This window comes from Leisingera aquimarina DSM 24565 (genome assembly GCF_000473165.1).
Classification (GTDB): Bacteria; Pseudomonadota; Alphaproteobacteria; order Rhodobacterales; family Rhodobacteraceae; genus Leisingera; species Leisingera aquimarina.
Genome location: NZ_KI421504.1, coordinates 3685236 through 3707827 on the forward strand (window position 1 = coordinate 3685236; position 22592 = coordinate 3707827).

The 22592-nt window shown below is 57.4% G+C and carries 23 protein-coding genes and 1 pseudogene; 17 read left to right on the forward strand and 7 right to left on the reverse strand.

Going from position 1 to position 22592, the window contains the following annotated elements; all coding sequences use genetic code 11:
* Positions 1-245: 245 nt before the first annotated feature.
* The gene (locus tag AQUI_RS0122475; RefSeq protein WP_156916901.1) at positions 246-1328 is read left to right on the forward strand and encodes a hypothetical protein; all 1083 of its coding nucleotides are present in this window, start codon (positions 246-248) and stop codon (positions 1326-1328) included.
* A gap of 147 nt (positions 1329-1475) precedes the next feature.
* On the opposite strand, the gene AQUI_RS0122480 is transcribed toward AQUI_RS0122475, so the two are convergent.
* Complete coding sequence (locus tag AQUI_RS0122480; protein ID WP_245596961.1) at positions 1476-1763, reverse strand: hypothetical protein; 288 nt, start codon at positions 1761-1763, stop codon at positions 1476-1478.
* 163 nt (positions 1764-1926) lie between these two features.
* On the opposite strand from AQUI_RS0122480, the gene AQUI_RS28625 reads away from it, so the two are divergent.
* The 13 genes from AQUI_RS28625 (at position 1927) to AQUI_RS0122550 (ending at position 12742) form a co-directional block, all read left to right on the forward strand.
* Positions 1927-2253 carry a hypothetical protein gene (locus AQUI_RS28625; protein ID WP_051371962.1) on the forward strand — a complete coding sequence of 109 codons (327 nt, stop codon included), beginning with the start codon at positions 1927-1929 and terminating at the stop codon, positions 2251-2253.
* A gap of 64 nt (positions 2254-2317) precedes the next feature.
* On the forward strand, positions 2318-2896 hold the full coding sequence (locus AQUI_RS0122490; RefSeq protein ID WP_027259535.1) for a lytic transglycosylase domain-containing protein: 579 nt from the start codon (positions 2318-2320) through the stop codon (positions 2894-2896).
* A complete protein-coding gene (locus AQUI_RS0122495; protein ID WP_027259536.1) occupies positions 2896-3186 on the forward strand; it encodes a TrbC/VirB2 family type IV secretion system protein in 291 nt (96 codons plus the stop codon). Before AQUI_RS0122490 ends, AQUI_RS0122495 begins: the two co-directional genes overlap by 1 nt.
* Positions 3187-3193: 7 nt before the next feature.
* A complete protein-coding gene (locus AQUI_RS0122500; protein ID WP_027259537.1) occupies positions 3194-3472 on the forward strand; it encodes a VirB3 family type IV secretion system protein in 279 nt (92 codons plus the stop codon).
* Entirely contained in the window at positions 3462-5828 is a 2367-nt protein-coding gene (locus AQUI_RS0122505) for a VirB4 family type IV secretion/conjugal transfer ATPase (RefSeq protein ID WP_027259538.1), read from the forward strand. The genes AQUI_RS0122500 and AQUI_RS0122505 overlap by 11 nt, the downstream gene beginning before the upstream one ends.
* A 143-nt stretch (positions 5829-5971) precedes the next feature.
* Positions 5972-7120, forward strand: a complete 1149-nt coding sequence (locus AQUI_RS0122515) for a lytic transglycosylase domain-containing protein (RefSeq protein ID WP_027259539.1) — start codon at positions 5972-5974, stop codon at positions 7118-7120.
* Complete coding sequence (locus AQUI_RS0122520; protein ID WP_027259540.1) at positions 7117-7896, forward strand: type IV secretion system protein; 780 nt, start codon at positions 7117-7119, stop codon at positions 7894-7896. Before AQUI_RS0122515 ends, AQUI_RS0122520 begins: the two co-directional genes overlap by 4 nt.
* Positions 7897-7900: 4 nt before the next feature.
* Positions 7901-8551 carry a VirB8 family type IV secretion system protein gene (locus AQUI_RS0122525; RefSeq protein WP_027259541.1) on the forward strand — a complete coding sequence of 217 codons (651 nt, stop codon included), beginning with the start codon at positions 7901-7903 and terminating at the stop codon, positions 8549-8551.
* A 3-nt stretch (positions 8552-8554) separates the two neighbouring features.
* Positions 8555-9250, forward strand: coding sequence for a TrbG/VirB9 family P-type conjugative transfer protein (locus AQUI_RS0122530; protein WP_027259542.1), 696 nt, complete (start codon positions 8555-8557; stop codon positions 9248-9250).
* Positions 9243-10556, forward strand: coding sequence for a TraB/TrbI/VirB10 family type IV secretion system protein (locus tag AQUI_RS0122535; protein ID WP_027259543.1), 1314 nt, complete (start codon positions 9243-9245; stop codon positions 10554-10556). Before AQUI_RS0122530 ends, AQUI_RS0122535 begins: the two co-directional genes overlap by 8 nt.
* 2 nt (positions 10557-10558) lie before the next feature.
* Complete coding sequence (locus AQUI_RS0122540; RefSeq protein ID WP_027259544.1) at positions 10559-11554, forward strand: ATPase, T2SS/T4P/T4SS family; 996 nt, start codon at positions 10559-10561, stop codon at positions 11552-11554.
* On the forward strand, positions 11547-11723 hold the full coding sequence (locus AQUI_RS30250) for a DUF4177 domain-containing protein (protein WP_169730823.1): 177 nt from the start codon (positions 11547-11549) through the stop codon (positions 11721-11723). The genes AQUI_RS0122540 and AQUI_RS30250 overlap by 8 nt, the downstream gene beginning before the upstream one ends.
* A gap of 20 nt (positions 11724-11743) precedes the next feature.
* Positions 11744-12742 carry a TrbL/VirB6 family protein gene (locus tag AQUI_RS0122550; RefSeq protein WP_027259545.1) on the forward strand — a complete coding sequence of 333 codons (999 nt, stop codon included), beginning with the start codon at positions 11744-11746 and terminating at the stop codon, positions 12740-12742.
* Between the two features lie 172 nt (positions 12743-12914).
* Here the strand turns inward: AQUI_RS0122550 and AQUI_RS0122555 are convergent, their stop codons facing one another.
* From AQUI_RS0122555 to AQUI_RS0122565, 3 genes are all read right to left on the reverse strand, one after another.
* Positions 12915-13625, reverse strand: a complete 711-nt coding sequence (locus AQUI_RS0122555; RefSeq protein ID WP_027259546.1) for an adenylate/guanylate cyclase domain-containing protein — start codon at positions 13623-13625, stop codon at positions 12915-12917.
* Positions 13626-13815: 190 nt separating this feature from the next.
* Complete coding sequence (locus AQUI_RS0122560; RefSeq protein ID WP_027259547.1) at positions 13816-14700, reverse strand: cyclic nucleotide-binding domain-containing protein; 885 nt, start codon at positions 14698-14700, stop codon at positions 13816-13818.
* Positions 14679-15554, reverse strand: coding sequence for a BrxR family helix-turn-helix transcriptional regulator (locus AQUI_RS0122565; protein WP_051371963.1), 876 nt, complete (start codon positions 15552-15554; stop codon positions 14679-14681). Before AQUI_RS0122565 ends, AQUI_RS0122560 begins: the two co-directional genes overlap by 22 nt.
* Positions 15555-15682: 128 nt before the next feature.
* Between AQUI_RS0122565 and AQUI_RS0122570 the strand changes: the two genes are divergently transcribed.
* From AQUI_RS0122570 to AQUI_RS32570, 3 genes and pseudogenes are all read left to right on the forward strand, one after another.
* The gene (locus AQUI_RS0122570) at positions 15683-17287 is read left to right on the forward strand and encodes a hypothetical protein (RefSeq protein ID WP_027259549.1); all 1605 of its coding nucleotides are present in this window, start codon (positions 15683-15685) and stop codon (positions 17285-17287) included.
* A 179-nt stretch (positions 17288-17466) separates the two neighbouring features.
* Positions 17467-17583, forward strand: a pseudogene (locus tag AQUI_RS32565) (E2 domain-containing protein); the annotation flags it as partial.
* 6 nt (positions 17584-17589) lie between these two features.
* A complete protein-coding gene (locus tag AQUI_RS32570; RefSeq protein ID WP_425411841.1) occupies positions 17590-18090 on the forward strand; it encodes an E2 domain-associated cysteine-rich protein in 501 nt (166 codons plus the stop codon).
* Between the two features lie 93 nt (positions 18091-18183).
* On the opposite strand, the gene AQUI_RS0122580 is transcribed toward AQUI_RS32570, so the two are convergent.
* From AQUI_RS0122580 to AQUI_RS0122590, 3 genes are read right to left on the reverse strand one after another with little or no spacing between them, the layout of a single operon-like run.
* Positions 18184-20076 (reverse strand): type IV secretory system conjugative DNA transfer family protein, encoded by a 1893-nt coding sequence (locus AQUI_RS0122580; protein ID WP_027259551.1) that lies wholly within the window; start codon positions 20074-20076, stop codon positions 18184-18186.
* Entirely contained in the window at positions 20069-21877 is a 1809-nt protein-coding gene (locus tag AQUI_RS0122585) for a relaxase/mobilization nuclease domain-containing protein (RefSeq protein WP_027259552.1), read from the reverse strand. Before AQUI_RS0122585 ends, AQUI_RS0122580 begins: the two co-directional genes overlap by 8 nt.
* Positions 21864-22454 (reverse strand): hypothetical protein, encoded by a 591-nt coding sequence (locus AQUI_RS0122590; protein ID WP_027259553.1) that lies wholly within the window; start codon positions 22452-22454, stop codon positions 21864-21866. Before AQUI_RS0122590 ends, AQUI_RS0122585 begins: the two co-directional genes overlap by 14 nt.
* Positions 22455-22592 lie beyond the last annotated feature (138 nt).

The window sequence follows — 22592 nt, forward strand, 5'->3', positions numbered from 1 at the left end:
CAGTGGGACAACGGTGAAACTCAGGCTGCATTATACGATGACAGCAATCCCATGACACCACACTGCTCAGATCCCCCCCTTGAACCGGACATAGGCGTAAAACGAGGATAGAGGCCGGAGTTATTTGCACAGTATCCCAAGTGGCGATCCTAGAGCCCGAAGCATCGCGGCTATCCGCAGAATTGCCAACCTTGAACTTGTTGCTTTGTTACGAGTAGCGTCGCGACTAGGTGGGAGGTGCTGACGTGCATAAAAATAAATACCAAAGCCACGAAGAAAAGTCTGGAAATGTCTGGCTGAACATCTGGGATGAGACCGGCTCCCATCCGCAAGGCAGTATTGAAGTCGAAGGTGACACAGCTTCAGGCTATCGGATAATTAGACGAGGAAGCCTTCTTGGTAAGGGCCTCACCGGCTTAAGTAGAATTGTTCTCGGTGACGCAGGCGTCTATTTTGAGAAACGAAAAGATGCTGAAAACTTCTCTCTTGTTCTTGCAATGCATTTCAGTGGCGATTTGCCGTCTAAAGAACTTTTGGATCCGGCGATTTTCAATGGCTTTCAATCTGGTCGGCTTAAATTTTCGAAAGCTCGAACCGACCTATTTTGGAGCGGGATATCTCATGTAGACCCAACGCAGGGGTGGAAAGAGCTTGACCCGGAGCAATTTCTTGAAAAGCTTCCCTACGCTAGCGAACCATTGCCGCGAGACGACGAAGACGAACTCGACATGCGTGGCTACGATATTTCCGAGGCTGCAGAAGCCGTTTTAGACTTCTATGAACGCTCGTTTCTCACCGAAAACGTTGAGCTTCCGCTTCATCAGGTGGTGGCCGATGTCTTAAAAATCAAAGCTGAGGATCATTGCGAGATCGCAGCTGAAGACCGTGGCTACGTCACGCTCCTGGCTTTGTCGATGCTGCGCGACGAAATCCCCGTGGGCTGGATTTTCCCTACCGCGAGTGATGAAGTCGAGAGACTCATTCCTCGCTTGTGGGCGTCCTTGCCAAACGACGTCAAAGCATACATTGCAGAATGCGAAACCGAAGCTAGCCTCGCTCGCGAGCACGCTAACAAAGTTCAAGCGGTAAAGGATAAGATCGTTTCGCATTTGCCAACCGCACTAGCTGAAGACGATTGGGAAGTGCGAACGCGGGTGAACTGCTGTGCGGGTCACCTAATTGAGGTGATGGAGGGGAGAACTGGACCGCCCACACATAGTGAGCCAGACTATGTAATCCTGATGAAAGAGTTCACTGAGAAAGCGCTTGCCAACGAGGACAATGCTGCTGAATGGCTGGCGAATAATCTGAGGAGCTTAATGCGGTAGCTGGACCCGGCCAGCGGTAGCGAATTTCCCTAAGACACGCTTCAACGCAAACGGCGAATTGCAATCTACGGAAAAGTGCTCGCAACTCAGCGTTCGCGACCTTCGCCGCTTTAGTGAACGACAGCTTTCTCTACATGAGGGCTGATTTCAATTCCTCATGTCGTCCAGGAACTCCAGAACGCGCGCATAGTCTCCACTGACCTCGCGCGCTTGTTCGAAGACCTCTCGCCGCTGCTGATCCAGGCAACGGAAGTAGCGCTCGACATCGGTAAAATACGTCTCCGCATCGTGCCTCAACAGGTCAGCATAGGCCCGCACGTCGTCGGCATTGGTTGGCATCCAAGGCGGCGTAGGCGGCACACAAGTGCCCGCAATCGCGGCAGATCCCCAGCTCACAACGACCATAACCGCCCATGTTCGTTTCAAAATCGCCATATTATCTTGGCTCAGCCACTCCGTTGCAGTAAATTTGTTTCAACGCATGAAGGGCGCAATATCGCAAATTGCACCTATTGATTGCAAGATTATAATATTGTATCGGTTGGGTAGTCCATGAGGGACTGCCGGGCCAATGCACAATTCTGCAAGGCTCGATCCTATGAATTTGATGCAAGACGCCCCCAATGTTGTCAGTGAAGACGGGCTGCGCACGCTGCTTGCCGAGGGTCATTCGGCGGATGTTGTGTGCCGGGTTACGCCCAAACGTACAGGTGCTCAGTGGTCCGGAGTTTGGACCGTGCATTGCGTCTCGCCAGATGGCGAGACGCGTCGCCTGCTCGTCACTGCACGCAACAACATGGCTGCCCGAGAATTCAAGACAATCAACGGCTTATCCAGCTTCCTGGCTGGCCTTGGCGTTTCGATCGTCTCGATCCCCATGCTCGAAGGCAAGATCGCCTCGCACAAATTGGAAGACGCAGGCTAAGACACTTGCCACCCTCGCGGCATTCCTTGCTGCGCCCGCCTATTCTGAAGGCTTCGTGCTTTCCATGCGGGCCGATGGCCAACTGGAAACCAAAGCTCCCCAATCCGGTTTTGCACAAAGCTACGTCGATGGAATTGGCGCAAACCCACCAGAGCTGATCGTATTCGCAGCGCCGGAACCTGAAGCTCCCACTCCTTCACCCGCCCGCGCAGTTCCCCGCCCCGAGATCCTGGCAGCCGTTGAAAGCACCGCGCATCGATACGGCGGACACCCTGCGTTGCGCCGCGCCGGTCTGTCGGTGACGGAGTGGCAGGCGCTCTTCCAAGCCAATATCGAGATCGAAAGCGCCTATCGACCGACTGCGCGCAGCTCGGCAGGCGCGATCGGCCTCGGACAACTAATGCCAGCTACGGCCGTGCAGCTCGGCGTTGATCCGCATGACTGGCAGGCCAACCTCGATGGCTCAGCCCGCTACCTTCTGATGATGCTGGCGCAGTTCGGCACGCCCGAACTCGCGCTCGCTGCCTACAACGCGGGGCCTGACGCGGTCGCGCGCTATGGCGGCATACCTCCTTACCGAGAAACCCAAAATCACGTGCGCCGCGTCATGGCCGTGCGTGATCGACTGACTGGAGCCTCCTGATGCACATTCAATTCCGCACGATCCTGTTGCTGGCTCTGGCCAGCTTGATGATTGCCAACCCGGCCTTTGCGCAGAGCATTGACCTTTCGCCGGTGCAGAACCTTTTGCAGGGCATCGTCGACACGATTACCGGCCCCTTGGGCATAGTCATCGGCACCTTGGCCCTGATCGGTGTGTTCCTCTCCTGGCTCTTCGGCATTCTGGATTTCCGCCAGGCTCTTTGGGTGCTGGTGGCCATTGCGGGCATCGCAGCTGCGCCGACCATCGTGACCGCCATCTGGGGCGCGTAAATCTGAAATGGCAACGCAAACCCGCCTCTTCCTGGGCCTGATCCGGCCGCCAAAGCTCATCGGCTTGCCGATCATGTATGCCATGGTTTGGCTCTTCGGGTTTGTGTTGCTGTTTCTGTGGGTCCAGAGCTGGCCGGTGATCATCATCGCCGCTCTGGCCTATCCCGCGCTGTGGAAAGCCGCTGACTGGGACCCGGCCTTTCTTGAGGTGATGGTCACCGCGCTGCAGGAAACGCCCCCGACGCCAAATCGCAAGATCCATTCGGGGGACAGCTATGCTGCGTGATTCTTCCGATGATCTTGCCATATTGCCAGACTGGGCGCGCAAAGAGCGTCCAATGGCCAGCATGCTGCCCTATGTCAGCCTCGTGAATGACGTGACGATCCGCACACGCGGCAACGCACTGTTCCAGTGCATCCGCCTTGATGGCGTTAACAGCATGACAAGCGATGACGCGCATCTGGAGAAGATCCGCGCGCTCTTCGCGGCGATCATCGCGCAGATCGGGCCTGACTACAGTTTTTACGTGCACAAGGTTTCAAAAGCGATCGAGACGGCCTTGCCACCGGTTCGCGAGGAAGGGTTTGCGCGAGCGCTGGATACCCGCTGGCAGCTGGCCATGGCGCGGGCGGGTCTGCGGGACAAGACGCTTACGCTCACAGTGCTGAAACGTCCGCCCCTCGGCGCGCGGCTGCGACTGAAGCGCTCGGACTCAATCGCACAGCTGAAAGACCAGACGGCCAAACAGCTGCGCAAGCTCGAGGAGGTCGTCGGTTTCCTACTGTCGTCTTTTGCAGAGATGAACCCGCGCCTTCTTGGAGCCGAAAGCGGCGAACTGCTTGGTTTCCTCGGGGCGCTCAACATTGGTCAGGAACGGCCGCTTTTCGCAAAATCGCGATTTGGCGTCATTGCCGAAGATGTGGCCAACACCCGCGTCAGGTTTCAGGGGCGGAGCTTCACGCTAGACGGCGGAACGGCGGGCAAGCGGTTTGGCACCAGCTTTGCCATCAAGACCTATCCGGCCAAAACTAGCTGCACCATGTTCGATGAGCTGAACCTGCCCGTCGACATGGTCGTCACGCATTCCTTCACGCCGATCAACAGCAACATCATGGCCAGCCGGATCAAACGGCAACAGCGCTTGATGAAGGCCAGTGATGATGGCGCGATTTCTCTTGCTGAAGAACTGGTCGACGCACTGGACGATCTGGAGTCGAAGCGCCTCAGCTTTGGCGATCATCACATGACGGTTACGGTTTTCGCCGAGACCGAAGAAAAGCTAGAAACCATCGCCGCCGAGGTGCGCAACATCGCGGCCAGTGAAGGCGTTAATCTGGTGAATGAGAGCTTTGCCGCGCGCACCCATTATTTTGCGCAGCATCCGGGCAATGGACAGATGCGCAGCCGCAAGGCCGCCATCACCAACACGAACTTTGCCGATCTCGCAGCGCTGCATCGCGGTCAACTGGGCAAGCTCGGCGAAAGAGTGCCTTGGGGCAAACCGATTACCCTTTTCCCGACGCCTGAACGCTCAGGCTTCCTGTTCAACTATCATGAGACAGGTCAGCCGGACAAAGAACCGACCGGTGGGCATACCTTGATCCTCGGTCGTCCTGGCTCAGGCAAGTCAGTGCTGTCGGCCTTCCTCATGACCCAAGCCCGTCGCTGCGACGCGCGCGTCTTTGTCTTCGATTATCGCGCAGGCATGGAAATGGCCGTGCGGGCCAATGGCGGGCGCTACAGCGCCATCAAGGCAGGTGAAGCAACCGGTCTCAACCCACTGCGCACAGAAATCGACGGGCGCGGGCAAACCTGGTTGTCGGATTGGTTGGCGACGCTCTTACATCGCGCCGACAAGCCCCTGAGCCCTGTTCAGATTAACCGCATCCAAGAAGTGGTGCGCCAGAACTCCGGGGCGAGCGATGCCGCGCTTCGCAACTGGCAGGATCTGGCCTCACTCTTTGTGGCCGGGGCGGACGAAGGCGATCTATTCGAACGGATTCAGGAGTGGACGGCGGATGGCCGCTACGGCTGGATCTTCGGGCAAAGCGCGGAGGATTCCTTCTCCCTCGATGGTGACGTGGTCGGGTTCGACCTGACCGGCATTCTCGACAGCGAAAGCGAGAAGGAACGCATGGCCGTCCTGTCCTATTTGTTTCGGCGGGTGGAGCGCGTGATCGAGGATCGCAAACCGACGCTGATCATCATCGATGAGGCCTGGAAGGCGCTCGACAACCCATATTTCGCAGACCGGCTGAGCAATTGGCTCGTGACTGCGCGCAAGCAGAACGCTGTCGTCGTGATGATGACCCAATACGCAAGCCAACTCGAGAAAACTCGCACCGGCAAAACGATTGTCGAGGCTGTGCCGACGCAGCTTTTGCTTCCCAACATTCGGGCCTCGGCCAGTGATTACACCATGCTGGGCCTTTCTGAGAAAGAGCTCAGCGTCCTGCTCGGCACAGGCAGCAATTCCCGTCTGGCGCTGGTGCGCGATGATCAAGGTTCGGTGGTGATCGACGCCGATCTCAGCGCCCTTGGCCCCTACCTCACGATCCTTGGCGGCATGGAAAAAGGCGAGGCGCTGGTCGGCGCGGATTACCGCCAGAACCCCGAATTTTGGAGACAGATTGATGCGTAGCATTTGTGTGCTGACCCTCACCCTTTTGACCCTGACAGCCTGCGCGGAATACCGGCCGTCTGAAGCCGAATGCTTCAACTCTTTTGCTGAGGTCAGCGGCAGTAATTGCAATTTCGAGCTGCTCGGGCCGATTGGTTCGCTGCATGAATAGCCTCCGCCCGCATATCCTTGCGGGTCTGGTGTGGCTCAACGCGCCAATGGCCTTCGCCCAAGGCGTGCCGACCTTTGATGCGGGCATGTTCTTGCAGCGCGAGGGCGTGTTGCAGCAGGGCGAGCATGATCTGGCGCTGCAACGGGACCGGCTGTCCAAAGAAGAAGAGCTTGAAGAGCTCGAACAAGAACAACTCCAAGCGCTAGAAGATATTCTCGATGCCTCGACGCTTGCCAGCGGGAACTCAGGCGCACTGGTCGCAAGCCTGGAAGCTGGTTCATCACCTGAAAGCGCCGCAGATACGCTCTATGGTTCGGTCGACCCAAACCCCGGCGCAGCCCAGATGTTCGGCGATGCATCCGTCTCGATCGAAGAGCTGATCATTCGTGCCGCGCAAGAAACGCACCATATGCCCGGCGTGCGCGCGGCGGGCCTGTCACCCAGGCAATGGCGCTGTCTTTTGCAGGCGCTGGTCTGGCAAGAAAGCCGCTTCACCATCGGCGCGCGCTCCCCCGTCGGCGCGTTCGGCCTGACCCAGATCATGCCCGGCACGGCGCAGGATCTTGGGATTTATCCGGCCTATTATGAAAACCCCTATATCCAGGTCACGGGCGGCGCGCGTTATCTGGCGCAGATGCTGGCAATGTTTGATGGCAACATCATTCACGGGCTCGCGGCCTACAATGCCGGTCCCGGCAATGTGCAGCGCTACGGCGGCGTGCCGCCCTTTGCCGAAACACAACACTACGTTCAGGTGATCCCCGAGCGCTACAATCTCTACCTTGCCCGCGTCGGCGGCGTTGATGCGCTTGGCACCATCGATCCGGTTCTGCTCGCCAATTCTACCATGAGCCTGACCTCGTTCGGCGCAGGGATCTATGGCGATTACTCCTTGGTGTCGGTGCAAGCGGCCGCGCTGCGCGTGCAGGACATCATCAGCCGCATTGGCGAGACAGATGACATTCACGCGGCCATGTCGCTCGACACCTACGCGCGGGCCGAACTCGCCCGCTTGATCGCCATCCGCACGCGCCTCAAAGCCGCCCACACCCGCCCGCTCAGCGCGACCGAGCTGGCCATGGCCGCCGCGCAAGCGCGCGAACAAGACTTCATGCAATTTGATCTGGAGGCACTCCAATGATCCGCTTTTTTTCCACCGTAGCCACTTGCGCGTTGCTGGTTGCCTCACCCCTGTCTGCCCAAGGCGTTCCCACGGTCGACACACGCAACATCGCGCAGGAAATTCGTCAGCTGCAGCAGATGCTTGATGATTTCGGGATACAGACCGATCAGCTCGACACGCTTCTCGAACAGCTCGACCTCGTGCAGCAGCAACTCGACACTCTCAACGAGACTTACGCAGCCCTGACCGGTGCGACGGACATCATCGAGATGGCCATGGGCGGCGATCTCGACGGGCTACTCGATCAGGAGTTCGGCGATCTCCTTGGCACCATCCGGCAAATCCAAAGCGGCGACTTCAGCGGCCTCATCGGCAACGCGGCCCCTCAGATGGAAGGTCGAATGACGCAAGCCTTGGAGGATGCAGGCTTTGACCAAGACAGCCTGTCCGACATGGCCAGCAGCGGCAATCCGGGGGCTGAGCGAATTGCCAGCCAAGCAGGCACCGGAGCCGTCATGTCAGCGGCGGCCGAGAACAGCTACGACGAGGCCGCGCAATCTCTTGTGCGGGTCGAGCAGCTTGTTTCGCTGATCCCAGACATGGAAACGCTCAAGGAAGCTGTCGATCACAACACCCGCGTCACGGCCGAGCTGGCCATCGCCATGACGCGCATGTGGGAGCTTGAAGCCATTCAGACTGTCGGCGCAGGTCAATCCGGCGTGGTGGATGCCGCCACGCTGGCAGAAGAGCGCCGCTACATGGACTTCACACTGCCAGACCTGCGCGCGGACTGATCCCATGAACAGCGAGGCCGAAATCATCGAAGAGGAGCTCGTCTACGGCGCACGACGACGCGAGCTCATGTGGCAGAAACTGGGGCTGACAGGCCTGGCGTTTGGCATGGCAGGTTGCCTCTCCGCTGCTCTTGTTGCCTTGTTCGACGTGGACCCGCCGCCCATGATCGTGCCCTTTGATAGCGAAACCGGCATGGCCCTCCCCAATGCCGTGGTTGAAGCGGTCTCACTCACGGAACGCCCCGCTATCATTGAGGCACAGGTCTACCGTTATGTCATTGATCGAGAGACATACAATCAGCTCAACAATGATGTGCGTGTGCGGCGGGTCCTGGACCAGTCGGACGGAGCGGCCGCCGCAGGACTGCGCGCATTGTGGACCAGCGGACATGAGGCCTATCCGCCGGACAGCTACGGCACAGATGCGCGGCTTGATGTCGAGGTTCTATCGATCACCCATATCAGCGCCAACCGTGCCCAGGTGCGTCTTCGCAAGCGGCTCAACTCACCGCGCGGCAGTCAAAACGGGCTCTTCACCGCAACCCTGATGTTTGAGTTTCGGCCCGAGAACAGCCGGTCGATCGACGACGTCTGGCAGAACCCTTTCGGCTTCACCGTCACCGAATACGCGATCCGCTCGGATCGTCTGGAGTAACCAATGCGCCGCCTGTTCCTGATCCTCACTTTCCTCGTTCCGCTTGCTGGCATCGCCTATGCAGAAACGCAGCCGCGCCAAGGCCCCTATGATGCCCGTGTCCGGCTGGCCACCTATCAGGATGGGCAGGTCTATCGCATCCGCACCAGCCTGACCCATGTGACCAGCATTGAATTCGGCCAGGGCGAGACCATCCGCTCGATCATTGCAGGTGACACCGAAGGATTCCTTCTGGACGGCGTGCCCGGCAGCCAAGCCTTTGCCATCAAGCCCGTCACGGGCGGCGCGCATACCAACATCACCGTCTATACCAACCGGCGAAGCTATTATTTCAACGTGACCGAGGCGAGTTCGCCGACCTTCTACGTTATTCGCTTCACCTATCCTGAAGCTGTCCCTCAGCAGTCTCGAGTGGCCGCAAGCCAACCTGCAAACCATGCCTACGGCGTCAGCGCTCGATCAGAGATCACCCCACGCGAAATCTGGGATGACGGCACCTTCACCTATTTCCGCTTTGCCGCAAACGCGCCGCTGCCCGCGATCTTTCGCTGGTCCGGTGGCAATGAGCGCAGTGTCAATGCTCTAGCCCGGCCAGACGGCGTGATCCGCGTATCGGGTGTCAGCACTCGATGGGTTCTCAGGCTTGGTGATGACGAAATCTGCGTCCAAGAGATGAGCGAGGCAAACCACAATGAGTGAAACAGCTGAGCTTAAGAAACGCCTCGAAGCGGCTGAAGGCAAACCACAAAACCGAAAATCGCGACCGTCCGTTGTCACTATTGCCCTAGGCATTGGGGCAATCGCCGCTCTAGGCAGCCTCTTGCTATTGTTCTCTGGCGGTTCTGAACCCGACAGCCTGGAAACCGCCTCCCCGGATGAATTCCAAGCAGCGGGACCGGGCTTTGGTGCGCTCGAGCCCACGCCTGCACCGATTGACACAACTCCGCCGCCGGAGCCGGAACCAGATAGCGAAACGGAAGAGCTACGCGCGCAAATGGACGCTATGCGCACCGAGCTCGAAGCCCTGCGCAACGCATCCGCACCTGAAGTCCCAGCCGTCAACACTGAAGCATTGGAGACCTTGGGTGCAGAGATCGATGCCCTGCGCAGTGAGGCCGCTGCTACGCAAGCCGCCTTGCGCGAAGAGTTGGAAGAGCGCGCACGGCAAATCCAGCGACTTCAAAATGATTTGGAGCTTGCGCGCCTGGAAACCCCGGGCACGCCCGCACCAACCGGCCCCACGGCCGAGGAACTGCGTATGCAAGAGCTCGAGCGGCGGCGGCAAGCCGAGCTTGAGGAACTGCAAGCGCGTATTGCCAGCCCAATTATCGCTTTTGGCGGCACTGGAAGCGGCAACAATGATACCGCCGCCGAGCAGCGTCGACTTGATGGCGATACAGACTTTGTTCGCAACGGCGCTGAACCCGCTGAGGTGACGCAGGCCCAGCTGATCGTGAACCCGTCAAACACGGTTGTTCAGGGCACGATGATCCAGGCCGTGCTCGAGACAGCGATCGACAGCTCGCTCGCCGGTCAGGTCCGCGCGATGGTGTCTGAAGATGTCCACGCCTATGACGGCTCGCGGATCCTGATCCCCCGCGGCGCGCGTCTGATCGGGCGGTATCAATCTGGTCTCGATATCGCGCAGCAACGCGTGACGATCGCCTGGGACCGGATCATTCTGCCCAGCAATCAGACCGTCGAAATCAGCGCCTTCGGAGGCGATGAACTGGGCCGCTCCGGAACGACCGGTTTCGTCGACAGCCGCTTTGGCACGCGGTTCGGTTCTGCCGCCCTGATATCGCTGATCGGAGCCTTGCCCGCCGTCGCCGCGCAAAACACCGAAGATGAGATTACTTCGGATGTCCTCGAGGGCATTGGCGAAGATCTGCGAGACAGCGCGCAAAGCGTGATTGGCGAATATCTTTCCGTCTCACCCGTGATCTATGTCGATCAAGGTGCCCGCGTCACCGTGATGGTCGACCGCGATCTGGAGATTTTCTGATCATGGCGGCCAGCTATCTGCAAAGCTCGATGGACAAGATCCCCGAAGCGCGTGATCCAAAGCTGATCGAGCTTTGCATCAACCCCGACGGCACGCTGTGGGCGGAGTTTCAGGGGGATCACTTTATGCGGTCCGTCAATCGACCGCTCTCGCCCAACGAAATCAAAGACCTGGGCAATCAGATTGCTTCGGCCGCAAACACCACGCTCAGCCGGACCAAGCCCATCGTGTCGGTCAGCATCACCTACCGTGACCGCCCAATCCGCGCGCAAGTCATTCAGCCCCCCGCTGTCGATGGCGGCTATGCGATTTCTTTGCGGTTCTTTGCGGACCTACCATTGGACCAGATCAAACTGTCTTATCTCTTCGGCAAAGAACGCAACAATGAAGGTGCGCGGCGCAAGCGCAACGCCGAGCTGCGCGATGTCGTGGCCACCGGCGACATCGATGCGGCGATCAAGTTCTGCGTCACGCACAAGCTCAACATGATCGTCTCTGGTGGCACCTCGACCGGCAAGACCGTCACGGCACGTAAAATCCTCTCCTTCGTGCCCGCCGACGAGCGTATCGTCACGATCGAAGAGGCCGCTGAACTGCGTCCGACGCAGCCCAATGTCGTCACGCTGATGTCTGATCGCGACGAAGCCACACGCAGCGCTGATGTCCTGCTGACCTCCACCCTGCGAATGCGGCCGGACCGTATCGTCCTGGGCGAAGTACGCGGCAAAGAGGCCATGACCTTCCTTGAGGCTATAAACACCGGCCATGGTGGCTCACTCACCACGCTGCACGCTGAAACCCCTCAGCTGGCGGTTCAGCGTCTCGCCATCGCCGCCCTGAAAACCGACATGCCCATGACCTACCATGACATGAACGACTACATCACTCGCTCGATCGATGTGATCATCCAGGCCGGTCGCCATGAAGGCGCACGCGGCATCACCGAATTCTACCTACCGGTTGATCCGGCCCATTCAAAGGAAACAGCCCATGTTTGAATACAAGATTGAACAGATCAACACCGCCAAAACCAAGCCACCGAAGATCGAAGCGCAGCTGACGGCCCTTGGTCAGGATGGCTGGGAGCTGGTGTCGGTGGTGCCGGATTTCGACGGCGAACATATTCTGAAGGCCTTCATGAAACGTCGCACCAGCGCGAGCGCCTAAAGCAGACCGAGGAAGATCCGATGGGCGTCGTCACCTGGATGGTAGAAACAACCGACAGCTTTCTGGAAGACGCGGCTCAAACCACCTTTGGCAACGTCGCGGGTCAGCTTGGCGGCGTCATTGCCGTGGCATCAACGCTCGCGGTGATCGGCGTCTTCCTCAACATGGTGTTTCAATACAAATCCATGGATGGGCGGACCGCCTTCTGGTTCGCCCTCAAACTGATGCTGATCTCCCTCTTCGCGATGAACTGGATCCAATTCAACGCAGTAGCCAGCGCCCTTATCAACGGGCTCGACCAGCTCGCGGGCGGCATGGTGGCAGGGCTTGGCGGCGGCGGTGCAGGTGCATCCTACTTTGCCGGGGCCTTTGACGACCTCATCGAAGAATTTGGTGACTACCTGAACGCGGCCGGTGACAACATGCATTGGATGGCCGGAGCCCTGATCGGCGCGATTGGTGCGTTCCTCCTCGGCGTCATCGGCGCGCTCTGCGGCCTGGTCCTGATTTTCGCGAAGATCATGCTGGCCTTCATGATCGGCATCGCCCCAATCATGATCGCGCTTTCGTTGTTCGATGTCAGCAAGGACTATTTCCATCGCTGGCTTTCCAGCACGGTGTCCTACGCGCTGTACCCTCTTGTGATCGCAGGCGTGTTTTCCACCGTGGTCGGTATGTCACGCTCGCTGATGACCGAACTTGGAGATCCTTCCGGCGCAAGCAACATCGGCGCGCTGGTGCCTTTCTTTATGATGATGTTTCTCGCAGGCGGAATGATTATCGCAACCCCACTGATCGTCCGCTCAATCTCGGGCAACTTCATGATGGCCGGACCGCCGAACATTCCAGGCCCAGGCGGATTTGCCAAAGGTTTGATCGGCACCAAGGGGTCACGGGCGCGAGCAAGGTTTGGGACGAGGTCAAATGCAGAGACCGCAGGGGCTGGAATACGGCAGGCAGGTGGCGCTTCTGTTTCTATGGTTCAGAAGGTTGCTGACCGGGCCAAGAGGCTGGTGTGAAATCGGCCCTTTGCTGCCGCTCATGGGGCAGCCCGTCGCTGCCATACAACTTCCCCGAACCGGTCATCCATGGCATCGTGCAGCATGGCTTGGTCGCCCTAAGTTCGGAGCCTCGAGCTTTCAGGAATCTTTCATGATTTTCACAAAGCTTCGGGTCAACTCCCAAACCCTACTACGGCTTCTTCCAATGGTTGGATTTGTATACGATTTCCGTTTTGCCAGCGAACTTAATACTAGAGGAAGTCCACATATTCTCCCCGTCATTAAACTTCGCGTCATCGGCCAAGGCATTGTAGACCCTTTTGGAAATAAAGGTGTGGTAGCCGGTTTCTCTTACGTCGGAGAGTTTGGCAGAAAAACTTGCCGCCTTCCCGACCCAGATAAGATCATTGTTGTCCCTGATACCTGATCGAACGGCGCGGACTTCGCCTATGTCCAGCCCGGAACAGTTGCGTATCTCTATTCCGTTATCTTTGATCGATTTGAACTTGCTCTCTGCGGCGGGCTGAATGATTTTTCGAACAGCCCAATGAATCTCTCTGCCACAAATCGACGCATTGGAATTCTTTCGGTCCCCCATAAATACGCCCATAACGCGATCGCCATCAAAGCTTCTCACGGCACCGCCGTGCTTAATGATGAGGCGGGTTGCGCAATCCAAAAACGAACGAATAACCTTCGCCGTTGTTGTCCACGGGCACGCTTGGGAAAGCAACGCTGAACCGGCCAGATCTGAGTACAAGAACACAGCATCGACTTTCACGGCGCCGTCTTTCAGAGTGACGTCGGACGAGGACGGCACGATCCGGCCATCTCTCTGTTGGAAATTCGTTCCAAACAGTGTGTCGATGCGATCCTTCAAGAACGCTTCGTTGGTTGCCATTTATGTCTCCGATCAAACCTCTTTCGATGAATACGCAATCCCATAGATCCAGAAAAACCCGCCGAAATCAGGCAGCCAATTTGGGTGTCCAGGCCCGAGTCCTTGCGGCGCAGGATGAAGCCATGAGAACGATAAATTGGCAAGCCGAGGGCTATTGAGATGGCTCGATGTCGAGTCTTGGACGTTGCTCTCATCCCCCTGAACGATCTTTGTAGGCGCAGATTGCCATCGCCACCAAAAGGCCAAACACGATTTTCCAGTCAACAGGCCCTCCCGAGCCCCCAAATCCAACACTGAGACTGCCAAAACCTTGTTCTATCTTGAAGGTCAGAAAGCGGTCGATCATCATCAAACCCAGCATTGCCGAAAGCGACAAACCGACGCATCTTCGCCAAAAAAATGCAGGATTATGCAGAAGCGTGAAAACGAAAATCAGGAGGCCAGCGCCACACGCGGCAACGCTTTGTGCAGTCACGGTCCAATCATTGGGCCACACGAACCAAGCGGCTGCCCCACTCGCAATCCCCGCTCCGATTGAAATGAAGAACCAAGAAAGGGAGTTGTTTTGCTTTGCGACTTTTGCAGCGTTTATGCGTTGGCGATGTCTGTCCGACATTTCCCGCTGCAATCTGCTCTGAAAATCATTGCTTGAATTTCGGATCTTATTGAATTCAGCTCCAGACACGCGAAGGGCTGCAACCTCGTCCGATCTCGCGATCACGTTGGCGGAACGCTTTTGACCAGGGTCAATCGCGGCCATTTCTCCAATTTGATTGGGTGAACTTCGAATTGATCCGAGGCGCGTACCAAACACAATGTCCACCTCGCCCGCCAAGAGGAAGTACACATCGTTGTCGAGATCGCCCTCCTTGATGAGAAGATTTCCCCTCCGAAAAAAGGTAACGTTCCCCGTCGCTAGAAGCCGATTAGCAACGTCTTCGTCACCTCCTACCGCAGGATTGTTTAAGAGAACAGACCGCGCCTGCTCCTGACCAGCATCACCTCCAAATCTGCTTGGGAGCTGTGCTTCAGGTTCTCGCCCGAGGGCCCGTGCTATTTTCGCCGTCCAATACACTCTTCAACCTCATCCAGGTTCACTATGCTCAAGGCAAAGCTGCTCTTGTTTCGGATTTTTCCATCCTCCATTTCGTAGGGATCAAACCCATAGAAGCGAAGGTAGTAGAACAGCATGGCCTTACGCACTTCGACTGTCATCTTGCCATCAATCATGTCATATTCGATTTCGACCTGCCGTTTCTGGCGCTCGTTCAGCTTTGGCGATGGGCGGAGTTGGAGTGTGGCATAGGTTTCCCATGCCTCATCTCTAGGCACGTCTCTGCTGTTGCTGTTCTTGACGGAAATCTTCTCGATGCGTGACAGCACAAAATCAGAGAAGCGCTCTTTACTCGCATCATAAGCGCGCATGTGCCAGCGGTGTCCATCATTCGCAATCGCTCGCGGAAACAACTCTCTGGGCTTCTCCGAATCTGAGCTTAGAGACACGTAGCTGACTTCAGCGCTTCTTTCCTCCCGAATGGCGTGAAGCACATTTCGAAGCACCTTGGCATCTGTCTTTCTGTTGCAGACGGTTACAGCGTCAAATGCGGGTATGGTCGACGGCCAAATCTCGGAGACTTCCCTGTAGCCCTGACGCAGCATCTCAAGGTGGACAAGGTACTCGGACGCGTCCCCCTTGATAAAGGCAGGACTGAACGAAGTCCTCGCTACATAGGTGCGCTGGCGCGGATCGTACTCCATGTTCTTGGGGGCAAGGTCGAGATAGGACGTAAGGTCCAGTGTCGCCTGCTGAAGAGAAATCCCAAATTTGTCTTTCAAGAGCTGGCGGCCAATCACCCCCTCCCACAAGAGTTGGAATTCAATGAATTCGTATCGGTGCCTAAGTGCGGGCTTCATTTTCCCCTGCTTCATTGACGTTCTCCTCCCTTATCAAATTCTAGCATCTTGACATTTTAACGGATAGTCCCAAAATATAGGATAGTAATATAAATTCTTGACCTACGCCGATTCTTTGAGTCTTACAAAGGAAGGACCCCAAGATGCCTTGGAGCGAAAAGACCGCGCGCGAGCGCATCAACAAACTCATGGGGGATGCGCCCACATTTGACGTACAGCGCTTCGAAGATTATTGGCCGATTTACGAGGAGCGGCAAATCGCGTTGTCCTCAGAGCGGAAGCCGTCGTCGCCGCCGCTCTTCGACCTTGCGAGGGGCAAGGCGGTCGTCGTGGATACGGTGCAAATCTATATCGGCATCACCAACTACGATGACTACCGCCTTGAGGATAAGCGGGAAACCGAGGCTTCCCATGATCGAGCGATGCGACTGCTGCATTTGTATTACAGCGCAGCTGATCGCGTTTTCGAGACGTCTGCGGCCCAACGTGTCGACTTCCATGGTGGTCGTGTTCACGCCGTTGTTCTGGAGCGCGGAAGTGGGGGAGTCTCGCAAGAGACTGTGGCGCAGGCATTCGCCTTTATTGAAGACTTCCAGCGTGTTGCCGATGCGGCCAACCGAGAGCTTGCCAACAATGAGTTCGATGCACGCTTTCGGATTGGTGTCGATGTCGGTACCTGCGTGGCGATCAACAACGGAACTGGTTTGGAACAAGAGCCGATGTTCCTTGGTAGCGCGGCCAACCATGCCGCAAAACTCGCAGACGGCTCTGAGCCTGGGATCTACGTTTCCGACCGTGTTCGTCACCTGCTTGGTTTGCCGGAACTTGGTGATCTTGGTGGTATGTTTGGCCTGCAAGAGACGCAGCTCTCCATGAATGCAGCGCGTCGTGATCTTGAGGGCGAACTCGTGTTTGGCGTTCAAGACCGGCAGGCCTTCACCGAAAAAGTAGTCGGTGGATGGCGCGACGAAATTCGTCGCGGTGAATTTCCCGATTTCACGACACCCGTGTTCAAGTTTTTCTACCAGCAGCCGCCGCTTAGTAAGATTGACTACGCCGATTTGAAACCGAGCAGGTCTATTCGGATGCCTGTAGTTTCCCTTTTTGCTGACTTGTCGGGATACACGGACTACATCGATAGCGCCGTCCAGAACGGCGGAATTCGGGATGCTGTCCGCGCGCTCCATGTCATTCGCCAAGAGTTTCAGAATGTCGTTGAACAGGATTTCGGAGGGCGGAAGGTCAGGTTCATTGGCGATTGCATTCAAGGTGTGATCGCTGAAGGCACGAAAACCGAAACCGATAACCGCGCCAGTGTGAGTCTGGGAACGCAGTGTGCTGGCGGTCTCCATGCTTCGTTTAGGCTCTGCAAGACTCTCCTTGGAAATCTTGATGATCTCGGCCTTGCCATCGGGCTAGAGCTCGGTTTCACGCCGATTTCCAGGATTGGTATTCGGGGTGAACGGTCGGTGCGGGTTGCATCAAGCGTAGCGACAACAGTTTCCGAGAGGATGCAACGCGAATGCAATGACGACGAGGGGCTAAAGTTGGGTCCTGATGCCCTTAAGGTTGCCCCGACTGCGCTGTTCGATCTGATGGATGATAATGGGTATGCCCGCGAACTCGACTACGGTGAAATCGCGGTTTGCCTTTCTGCCGTGCCAGCGACCGTCGCCAGCCCGACCTATGCACGGGCGCACATTGCCGAACCTCAAGCAGCGCCACGAGCGCATTTCAAATCAGAATGAACTCGCTAAGGCTCCTCTTCGAGAACTGCCCAATATGGGTTGAAATCCAGAATAAGAGTAGCGACCACGCAACGTTAGTTGTCGCGCCTTCGCTGGCTGGCAGTGTTGATCCGGTTCACTACTGCCTCGACCTCGCGCTCACAGATAAGGGCGGGGTCACCGTCAGGGAGCAGCCAAAACATCGCCGATTTCCTGAATTCTGTATGGAGCGTCACATCAATCCAGGTGGCACCTTCTGCCTCGAATATGGGTCGGAAGACCGGCTTGGCGATATCGATGCGGCCAATCGATGGTGGTCCAGCTTGGAGACCTTTCTTCATAACCAAGAGTACGCCGCAAAACACGGGGAATGGCCGCTCGCTGCGGGTCTAAGCCACGGTGAAGCCGCTATCGAACAGCTCGCCATGGAAGAGCTCGCCAAGCCTTTGGGCTGGACAGACGAACTTCTGGGGGGGATGTTTCGTAGTCGAGGGTGGCTTGCTCAGAAACTCCCGCGAGCGACGAAGAAGTTAGATCGTGTCGTGAATGCAAGATCGCCTTGCCCTCGCGGTTGCACTTGGAAGCATAAATCTCTGCGGAAAAACTCTTGCGAAACGGATAGCTGTGAAACGGGCTGTCGGAAGCCGCACAAGCCGGTACTTCGTGCAAATTGCCCAAATCGGCAGATCATTGAAGAAATCGTGCTGCGAGAACATCGAAGACGGGCGATTGAGGCAGCGATAGTTGCTGATCTGAGAGAGAAAAAGACCCAATGCTGTGGGACCATGAAGAATTGCCCTCTTCGAGAGGATATGGCGGGCTGAAACCTGACCCACGTTGCAGTGGGTCGATGCATCTGCTTTTTTGCATAGAAGGTGATGGCTTCGCATGCGCAGCAAATGACCGCTTCCCATCTGTCATCCTCGAACAGCCTCTTCCATAAATCTTTCCACCCTTTCAGTCCCGGCATGATAATCACCCAAACTGGCTTGATCGCCTGACTGTGTATTTTGACTACCGGACGCCAATTCTTCAATCTCATCGCGCCGTTTTCCACCACCTTCAAAGGCATTGTCGGTATTCACTCTTGGCACTTCCAACGCCCCGATCTTCGCCTCCAACGCCTTGATCTGCCCTTGCAGGCCGCGCACCTGGTCCCCAGCCGATGGATATGGCAGATCGCCTGCCTGCTTGTCGAAGATCTGCTGAAAAAACCAATCCTCATAGTATTTGATCCGCTTGGCTCGCACAGGCATTTGCGCGTCGACCACCAGAACGATGTCATCAAGATCCATGCGCCGCGCTTCATCCTCGGGCAGCAACGCGGTTTCTTCGGTCCGCTCAGACATGCTACGCCCGGCAAATGGGTTGCGGCCGACTGAGCGCGAGCGGGTCACAACGCGCTTGGTGGTTTTGCCGACGGCCTTGCTCAGCTCTTCGATGGTCTTCTCATCCGAGGGAGTCAGATAGAGCTTGATACCCGCGTTGCCCTGCAAGGCGCGACGGGCATTTTCGCCGTAGATCTCGTCCAAAGCCGGGATCGTCTGTGTGACGATCGCAAGGTTGGCCCGGTAGGACCGCAGGGTTTCGATGCTGTCGAGCACGATCGGCATTTTGCCCAGGCGATTGAACTCATCGAGCATAATCATCACCGGCCAGGGTTCTTCCTTGCCGGGTTCATGGTCCTGCAGCGATGCCAGCAAATCCGAGAAGAACAAGCGGATCAGCGGCGCGAGGGGCTTCACCATGAGCGGCTCAACCACGAGATAGACCGAAAACGGCGTCTTTCGGATGTCGCGAAAATCGAAGTCTGACGTTGCGGTCGCCCGATCGATGGCGGGGTTCGACCATTGCTTGAGGCCCGAGGTCATGAGAAGCGACAGGTAAGACGTCAGCGTGTCGTTGTTGGTCGAGGCCATGCGCATGAAAATCAGCTTGGCGGCTGGATTGACCACTTCATCCGCGCGGCGGCGATATTCCTTCTGCTTGTCCCCGCCAGATGCGGTGATGCGGTAAATCTCGCCCAGGGTCGGTCTCTTGCGCTCGAACGCTAAAAGCCCTGCCGCCACGAATAGATCGATACCGCCGTCGAGGAGCCCTTGGACGCGGTCGTTATCTGCTTGCAGAAACAGGGAGGCCAAGAGTTGCAGCTCCATCTGCTGGCGGTCAACGTTTTCCAGCGCCGATATTCGCAGCAAGGGATTGTAGCGGTGCGAGCGGCCGTCCTTCCAATCAGTGGGCGCAAACCGGAACACCTTGTCGCCCTGCGCAGCCCTATGGCGCGCCGTCGCCTCGAAATTTTCTCCCTTCACGTCCAGAACCACGGCACTGCCCTGGTAGGTCAGGAGGTTCGGAATGACGAAACCCGTTGTTTTACCGCGGCCGGTCGGGGCTACGATCAAAGCATGAGGGAACACCTTAGACATCACGTAGGGTTTGCGACCCTTGGGCTTGCCCATTTTACCGAGGACAAAGCCGTGGCCTGGTTTGCCAAAAAAGCCGTTCCGTTTCATCTCGGACATGTGCTGCCAGTGGGTTTCCCCAAATTTGGTCAGCGCATCGTTCATCAAGACGGCGCTGAGCAAAACACCGACACCGGTGCTGATCCCCACGATCAGGTGAACAATCTGCATATCGCTCGGATGTGTCGTTCGAAGATCCCCGTAACCGCGCGCCAGCATCAGGAAGTCGATATCCGCCCCAACCCCGAACCAGCGGAACGTCAGAAAGGCCGACGCCAAAACATACCCGAGCACTGCGCCCAGAAGAGCAAAGCTCATGACGCCGAGTGCGATCCGAGCCTTACCCATGCGTCACGCCCTTTTCGCCGTCGGCATCGACATGCCGCTCGCGTTGAACATCAATTTCTTCATTGGCGATCTCGTCGAGGACGTGCTCCATCGCCACGCTGCTCGCCAGAGCGGCATCGCTCTGCAGATAGGCTTTGGCCGCATAGAGCCGATCCAGGCGGTCTTCGATATGTGCGTCCAGCGCGGTCTCATCGCCAATCGCCAAGTCAGGGGTATTTTCTTCACCGACCAGATCCTCCAGTTCGGCCCTCAAGGTCTCGCGCTCCAGATCGCTGCGGAATGGCTCTGCGGTCGGATCATCTCTCAAACGGCTCAGGATTTCAGCCGTGGTCGGCGGCAGCCGATCGATGATGGCTTCCTGCCGGTCGGCCTCCACCGCCCCACTGTCTTTGAGAACATCGCCATCGGCCAACAAACGGCCCAGATCACTGTGCAACTGATCGAGACGGTCGATTGCTTTCTCGAGCTCATCGGTGCGAGACAGGTCAAAACCCTCCTTCTCGGCAATCGCCTTCAAGTCCTGGCCAAGCCATTGCCGCTCTAGCGCGGCATTACCTGCGCCGATTTCGACGCGACGCGTCACATCCTGCGCGTCAATGCCGGTGCCTTTCAAAGCCTGCTGCAGACGGTCTGCCAGAGCTGGATCCTGCAAAGCGCCTTGGGCCTCGGCCCGTATATTCGCAGCGGAATAGATCCCACTTTTGGACGCATCTTCGAGCAAGGTGTGGGACTGCGTTCCCATTGGGCTCAGATGGGACAAGGAGCGATAGATGTCGTTCAGCTCATGCTCTAGCGCGGCACGCCGCTCCACCGGGGCGTCCGCCACAATACGTTCAGCTTGGTTGATCTTTTCATGGAATGCATCCACGACCTCATCAAAAGAATGCTGTTCTTCGGCCATCCCATATACCTTTCCATCTGCTTCAATCGGTTTGCCATGCGCCAAGAGCCGCGCGGCCTTGTCCAAGGCTGCTGCAATGTCATGCTGGTTCTCGCGAGAGGCCTCGGCGGCCAGGCCGCGATAAAGCCGCGCGTTATGCGCCACCTCAGCCAAGGCACGGTCAAGCTCCGGCCCCACGCGCTCACGTTCGGTCAGCTTCTGGCCCGTGGCTTCCGTGCGACGCTGGTCTGCATCGCTTGGCCTCTTCGTCGTGATCCCACGTTCGAGCTTTCGGGTCGCCTCAAGGCGCAGCCCATAGCGGTCCGATACCTCCACCATCGCTTCGCGAAAACTGTCGTAGTTGAAGTGGTGCCCTTCCTTCAGAAAGAAGAACTCCCCGTCCTTGCTGCGACGGTTCAGAACGATGTGCGCGTGCGGGTGATCCCGATCCTCATGCACGGCTGCGATGTAGTCAAAGTGGCTGCCTTCGCCCTGAAAGAACCGCTCGCAGATCTCGCGCGTGATCTCGGCAACATGCTCGCCGCGCGTGCCAATCGGGAAGGCCATCAAGAGGTGCGAGGTATGTCCGAGCTTGGGATGGAATCCCTCATTCCACTGCGCGGAAAACCGGCGTGTGACCTGCTCGATCTCTTTCGCGGACAAGACGCTTTGGCCGTCATAGGTGCCACGGCTGTCGATGATAAAGCTCGACTTGGTGGTCAGGTACTCCAGCTGGTTGCGCAGCTGAGTCTTGTTGTGTGTTCCGCCGTCTCGAATGGCTTTGAAGATCGCGGGGGAATGCCCCATCGCCGCCCGGGCCATCTGTTTGGCACGGGCGCGCGGGACGCTGCCGCGAATGCGGCTCCAGTCACGATCAAAGAAGGCCTCCTGCGCGGCGGCAACGGCGCTATTCCGGGCCATCGACAAAGCCTCCTAGTACGCGGGCAACTTCGCCAGACAGCGCGCTGCGTCGACGCTGCGCCATGTCCTGAACCTGGTCGGCGATGTCGAAGATCAGCCCGGCCAAAGCGCGGACCTGAGCATGGGCGGAATTGCCATAAGGTGGCGTCTTGCCTTGGCGCTTTGCCTCGTTCAGGCGCTGCGCGATCTGGTTGATATTGTTGCCGGTGCGATTGAGAGAGGCCGATAACCCCTGCATCTGGTTGGCCAGTTCATCGTCGGGAACAAATAGATCGTTCGACGCATAGATCAGCCGCCGCAACCCCTCGGCGCGGCTGGCAATTTCATGCCGCGTCAGCATCGCATCGAAGCTCGCGAGCTCCTTTGGCGTCAGCCGGACATTTACCAGTTCGGAGCGCACGCGCGCGTCGAGTTTGCGGCTTTGATCGGCCTTCAACGTGTAGAAGATGCTTCGGGTCGTGACGCCGAATTCGCGGGCCAGATCCTCGATCGGCACCCCTTCTGCACGCTTGCGCACGATGGCAAAACGCTGGTTTTGCGTCAGGCGCTTGTGCCGTGGTGCGCGCGGTCCGCCCATGTGAAGTAATCACCCCTATTTCTTGCCAGCATCATACAGGCAGCCCTGTTATGGCATTTCGCCATAATTGATTCAATATTATAATATTGCATCAACTGCCTGTATTCCGTTTGGAGCAGCCCTAGGCTGCGACCGCCG

Excerpts from the sequence above, each read along its gene's own strand:
- AQUI_RS0122480 (WP_245596961.1), bottom strand. The coding sequence starts at position 1,763 with ATGGCGATTTTGAAACGAACATGGGCGGTTATGGTCGTTGTGAGCTGG.
- AQUI_RS28625 (WP_051371962.1), top strand. The coding sequence starts at position 1,927 with ATGAATTTGATGCAAGACGCCCCCAATGTTGTCAGTGAAGACGGGCTG.
- AQUI_RS0122490 (WP_027259535.1), top strand. The coding sequence starts at position 2,318 with ATGCGGGCCGATGGCCAACTGGAAACCAAAGCTCCCCAATCCGGTTTT.
- AQUI_RS0122495 (WP_027259536.1), top strand. The coding sequence starts at position 2,896 with ATGCACATTCAATTCCGCACGATCCTGTTGCTGGCTCTGGCCAGCTTG.
- AQUI_RS0122500 (WP_027259537.1), top strand. The coding sequence starts at position 3,194 with ATGGCAACGCAAACCCGCCTCTTCCTGGGCCTGATCCGGCCGCCAAAG.
- AQUI_RS0122505 (WP_027259538.1), top strand. The coding sequence starts at position 3,462 with ATGCTGCGTGATTCTTCCGATGATCTTGCCATATTGCCAGACTGGGCG.
- AQUI_RS0122515 (WP_027259539.1), top strand. The coding sequence starts at position 5,972 with ATGAATAGCCTCCGCCCGCATATCCTTGCGGGTCTGGTGTGGCTCAAC.
- AQUI_RS0122520 (WP_027259540.1), top strand. The coding sequence starts at position 7,117 with ATGATCCGCTTTTTTTCCACCGTAGCCACTTGCGCGTTGCTGGTTGCC.
- AQUI_RS0122525 (WP_027259541.1), top strand. The coding sequence starts at position 7,901 with ATGAACAGCGAGGCCGAAATCATCGAAGAGGAGCTCGTCTACGGCGCA.
- AQUI_RS0122530 (WP_027259542.1), top strand. The coding sequence starts at position 8,555 with ATGCGCCGCCTGTTCCTGATCCTCACTTTCCTCGTTCCGCTTGCTGGC.
- AQUI_RS0122535 (WP_027259543.1), top strand. The coding sequence starts at position 9,243 with ATGAGTGAAACAGCTGAGCTTAAGAAACGCCTCGAAGCGGCTGAAGGC.
- AQUI_RS0122540 (WP_027259544.1), top strand. The coding sequence starts at position 10,559 with ATGGCGGCCAGCTATCTGCAAAGCTCGATGGACAAGATCCCCGAAGCG.
- AQUI_RS30250 (WP_169730823.1), top strand. The coding sequence starts at position 11,547 with ATGTTTGAATACAAGATTGAACAGATCAACACCGCCAAAACCAAGCCA.
- AQUI_RS0122550 (WP_027259545.1), top strand. The coding sequence starts at position 11,744 with ATGGGCGTCGTCACCTGGATGGTAGAAACAACCGACAGCTTTCTGGAA.
- AQUI_RS0122555 (WP_027259546.1), bottom strand. The coding sequence starts at position 13,625 with ATGGCAACCAACGAAGCGTTCTTGAAGGATCGCATCGACACACTGTTT.
- AQUI_RS0122565 (WP_051371963.1), bottom strand. The coding sequence starts at position 15,554 with ATGAAGCAGGGGAAAATGAAGCCCGCACTTAGGCACCGATACGAATTC.
- AQUI_RS0122570 (WP_027259549.1), top strand. The coding sequence starts at position 15,683 with ATGCCTTGGAGCGAAAAGACCGCGCGCGAGCGCATCAACAAACTCATG.
- AQUI_RS0122580 (WP_027259551.1), bottom strand. The coding sequence starts at position 20,076 with ATGGGTAAGGCTCGGATCGCACTCGGCGTCATGAGCTTTGCTCTTCTG.
- AQUI_RS0122585 (WP_027259552.1), bottom strand. The coding sequence starts at position 21,877 with ATGGCCCGGAATAGCGCCGTTGCCGCCGCGCAGGAGGCCTTCTTTGAT.
- AQUI_RS0122590 (WP_027259553.1), bottom strand. The coding sequence starts at position 22,454 with ATGGGCGGACCGCGCGCACCACGGCACAAGCGCCTGACGCAAAACCAG.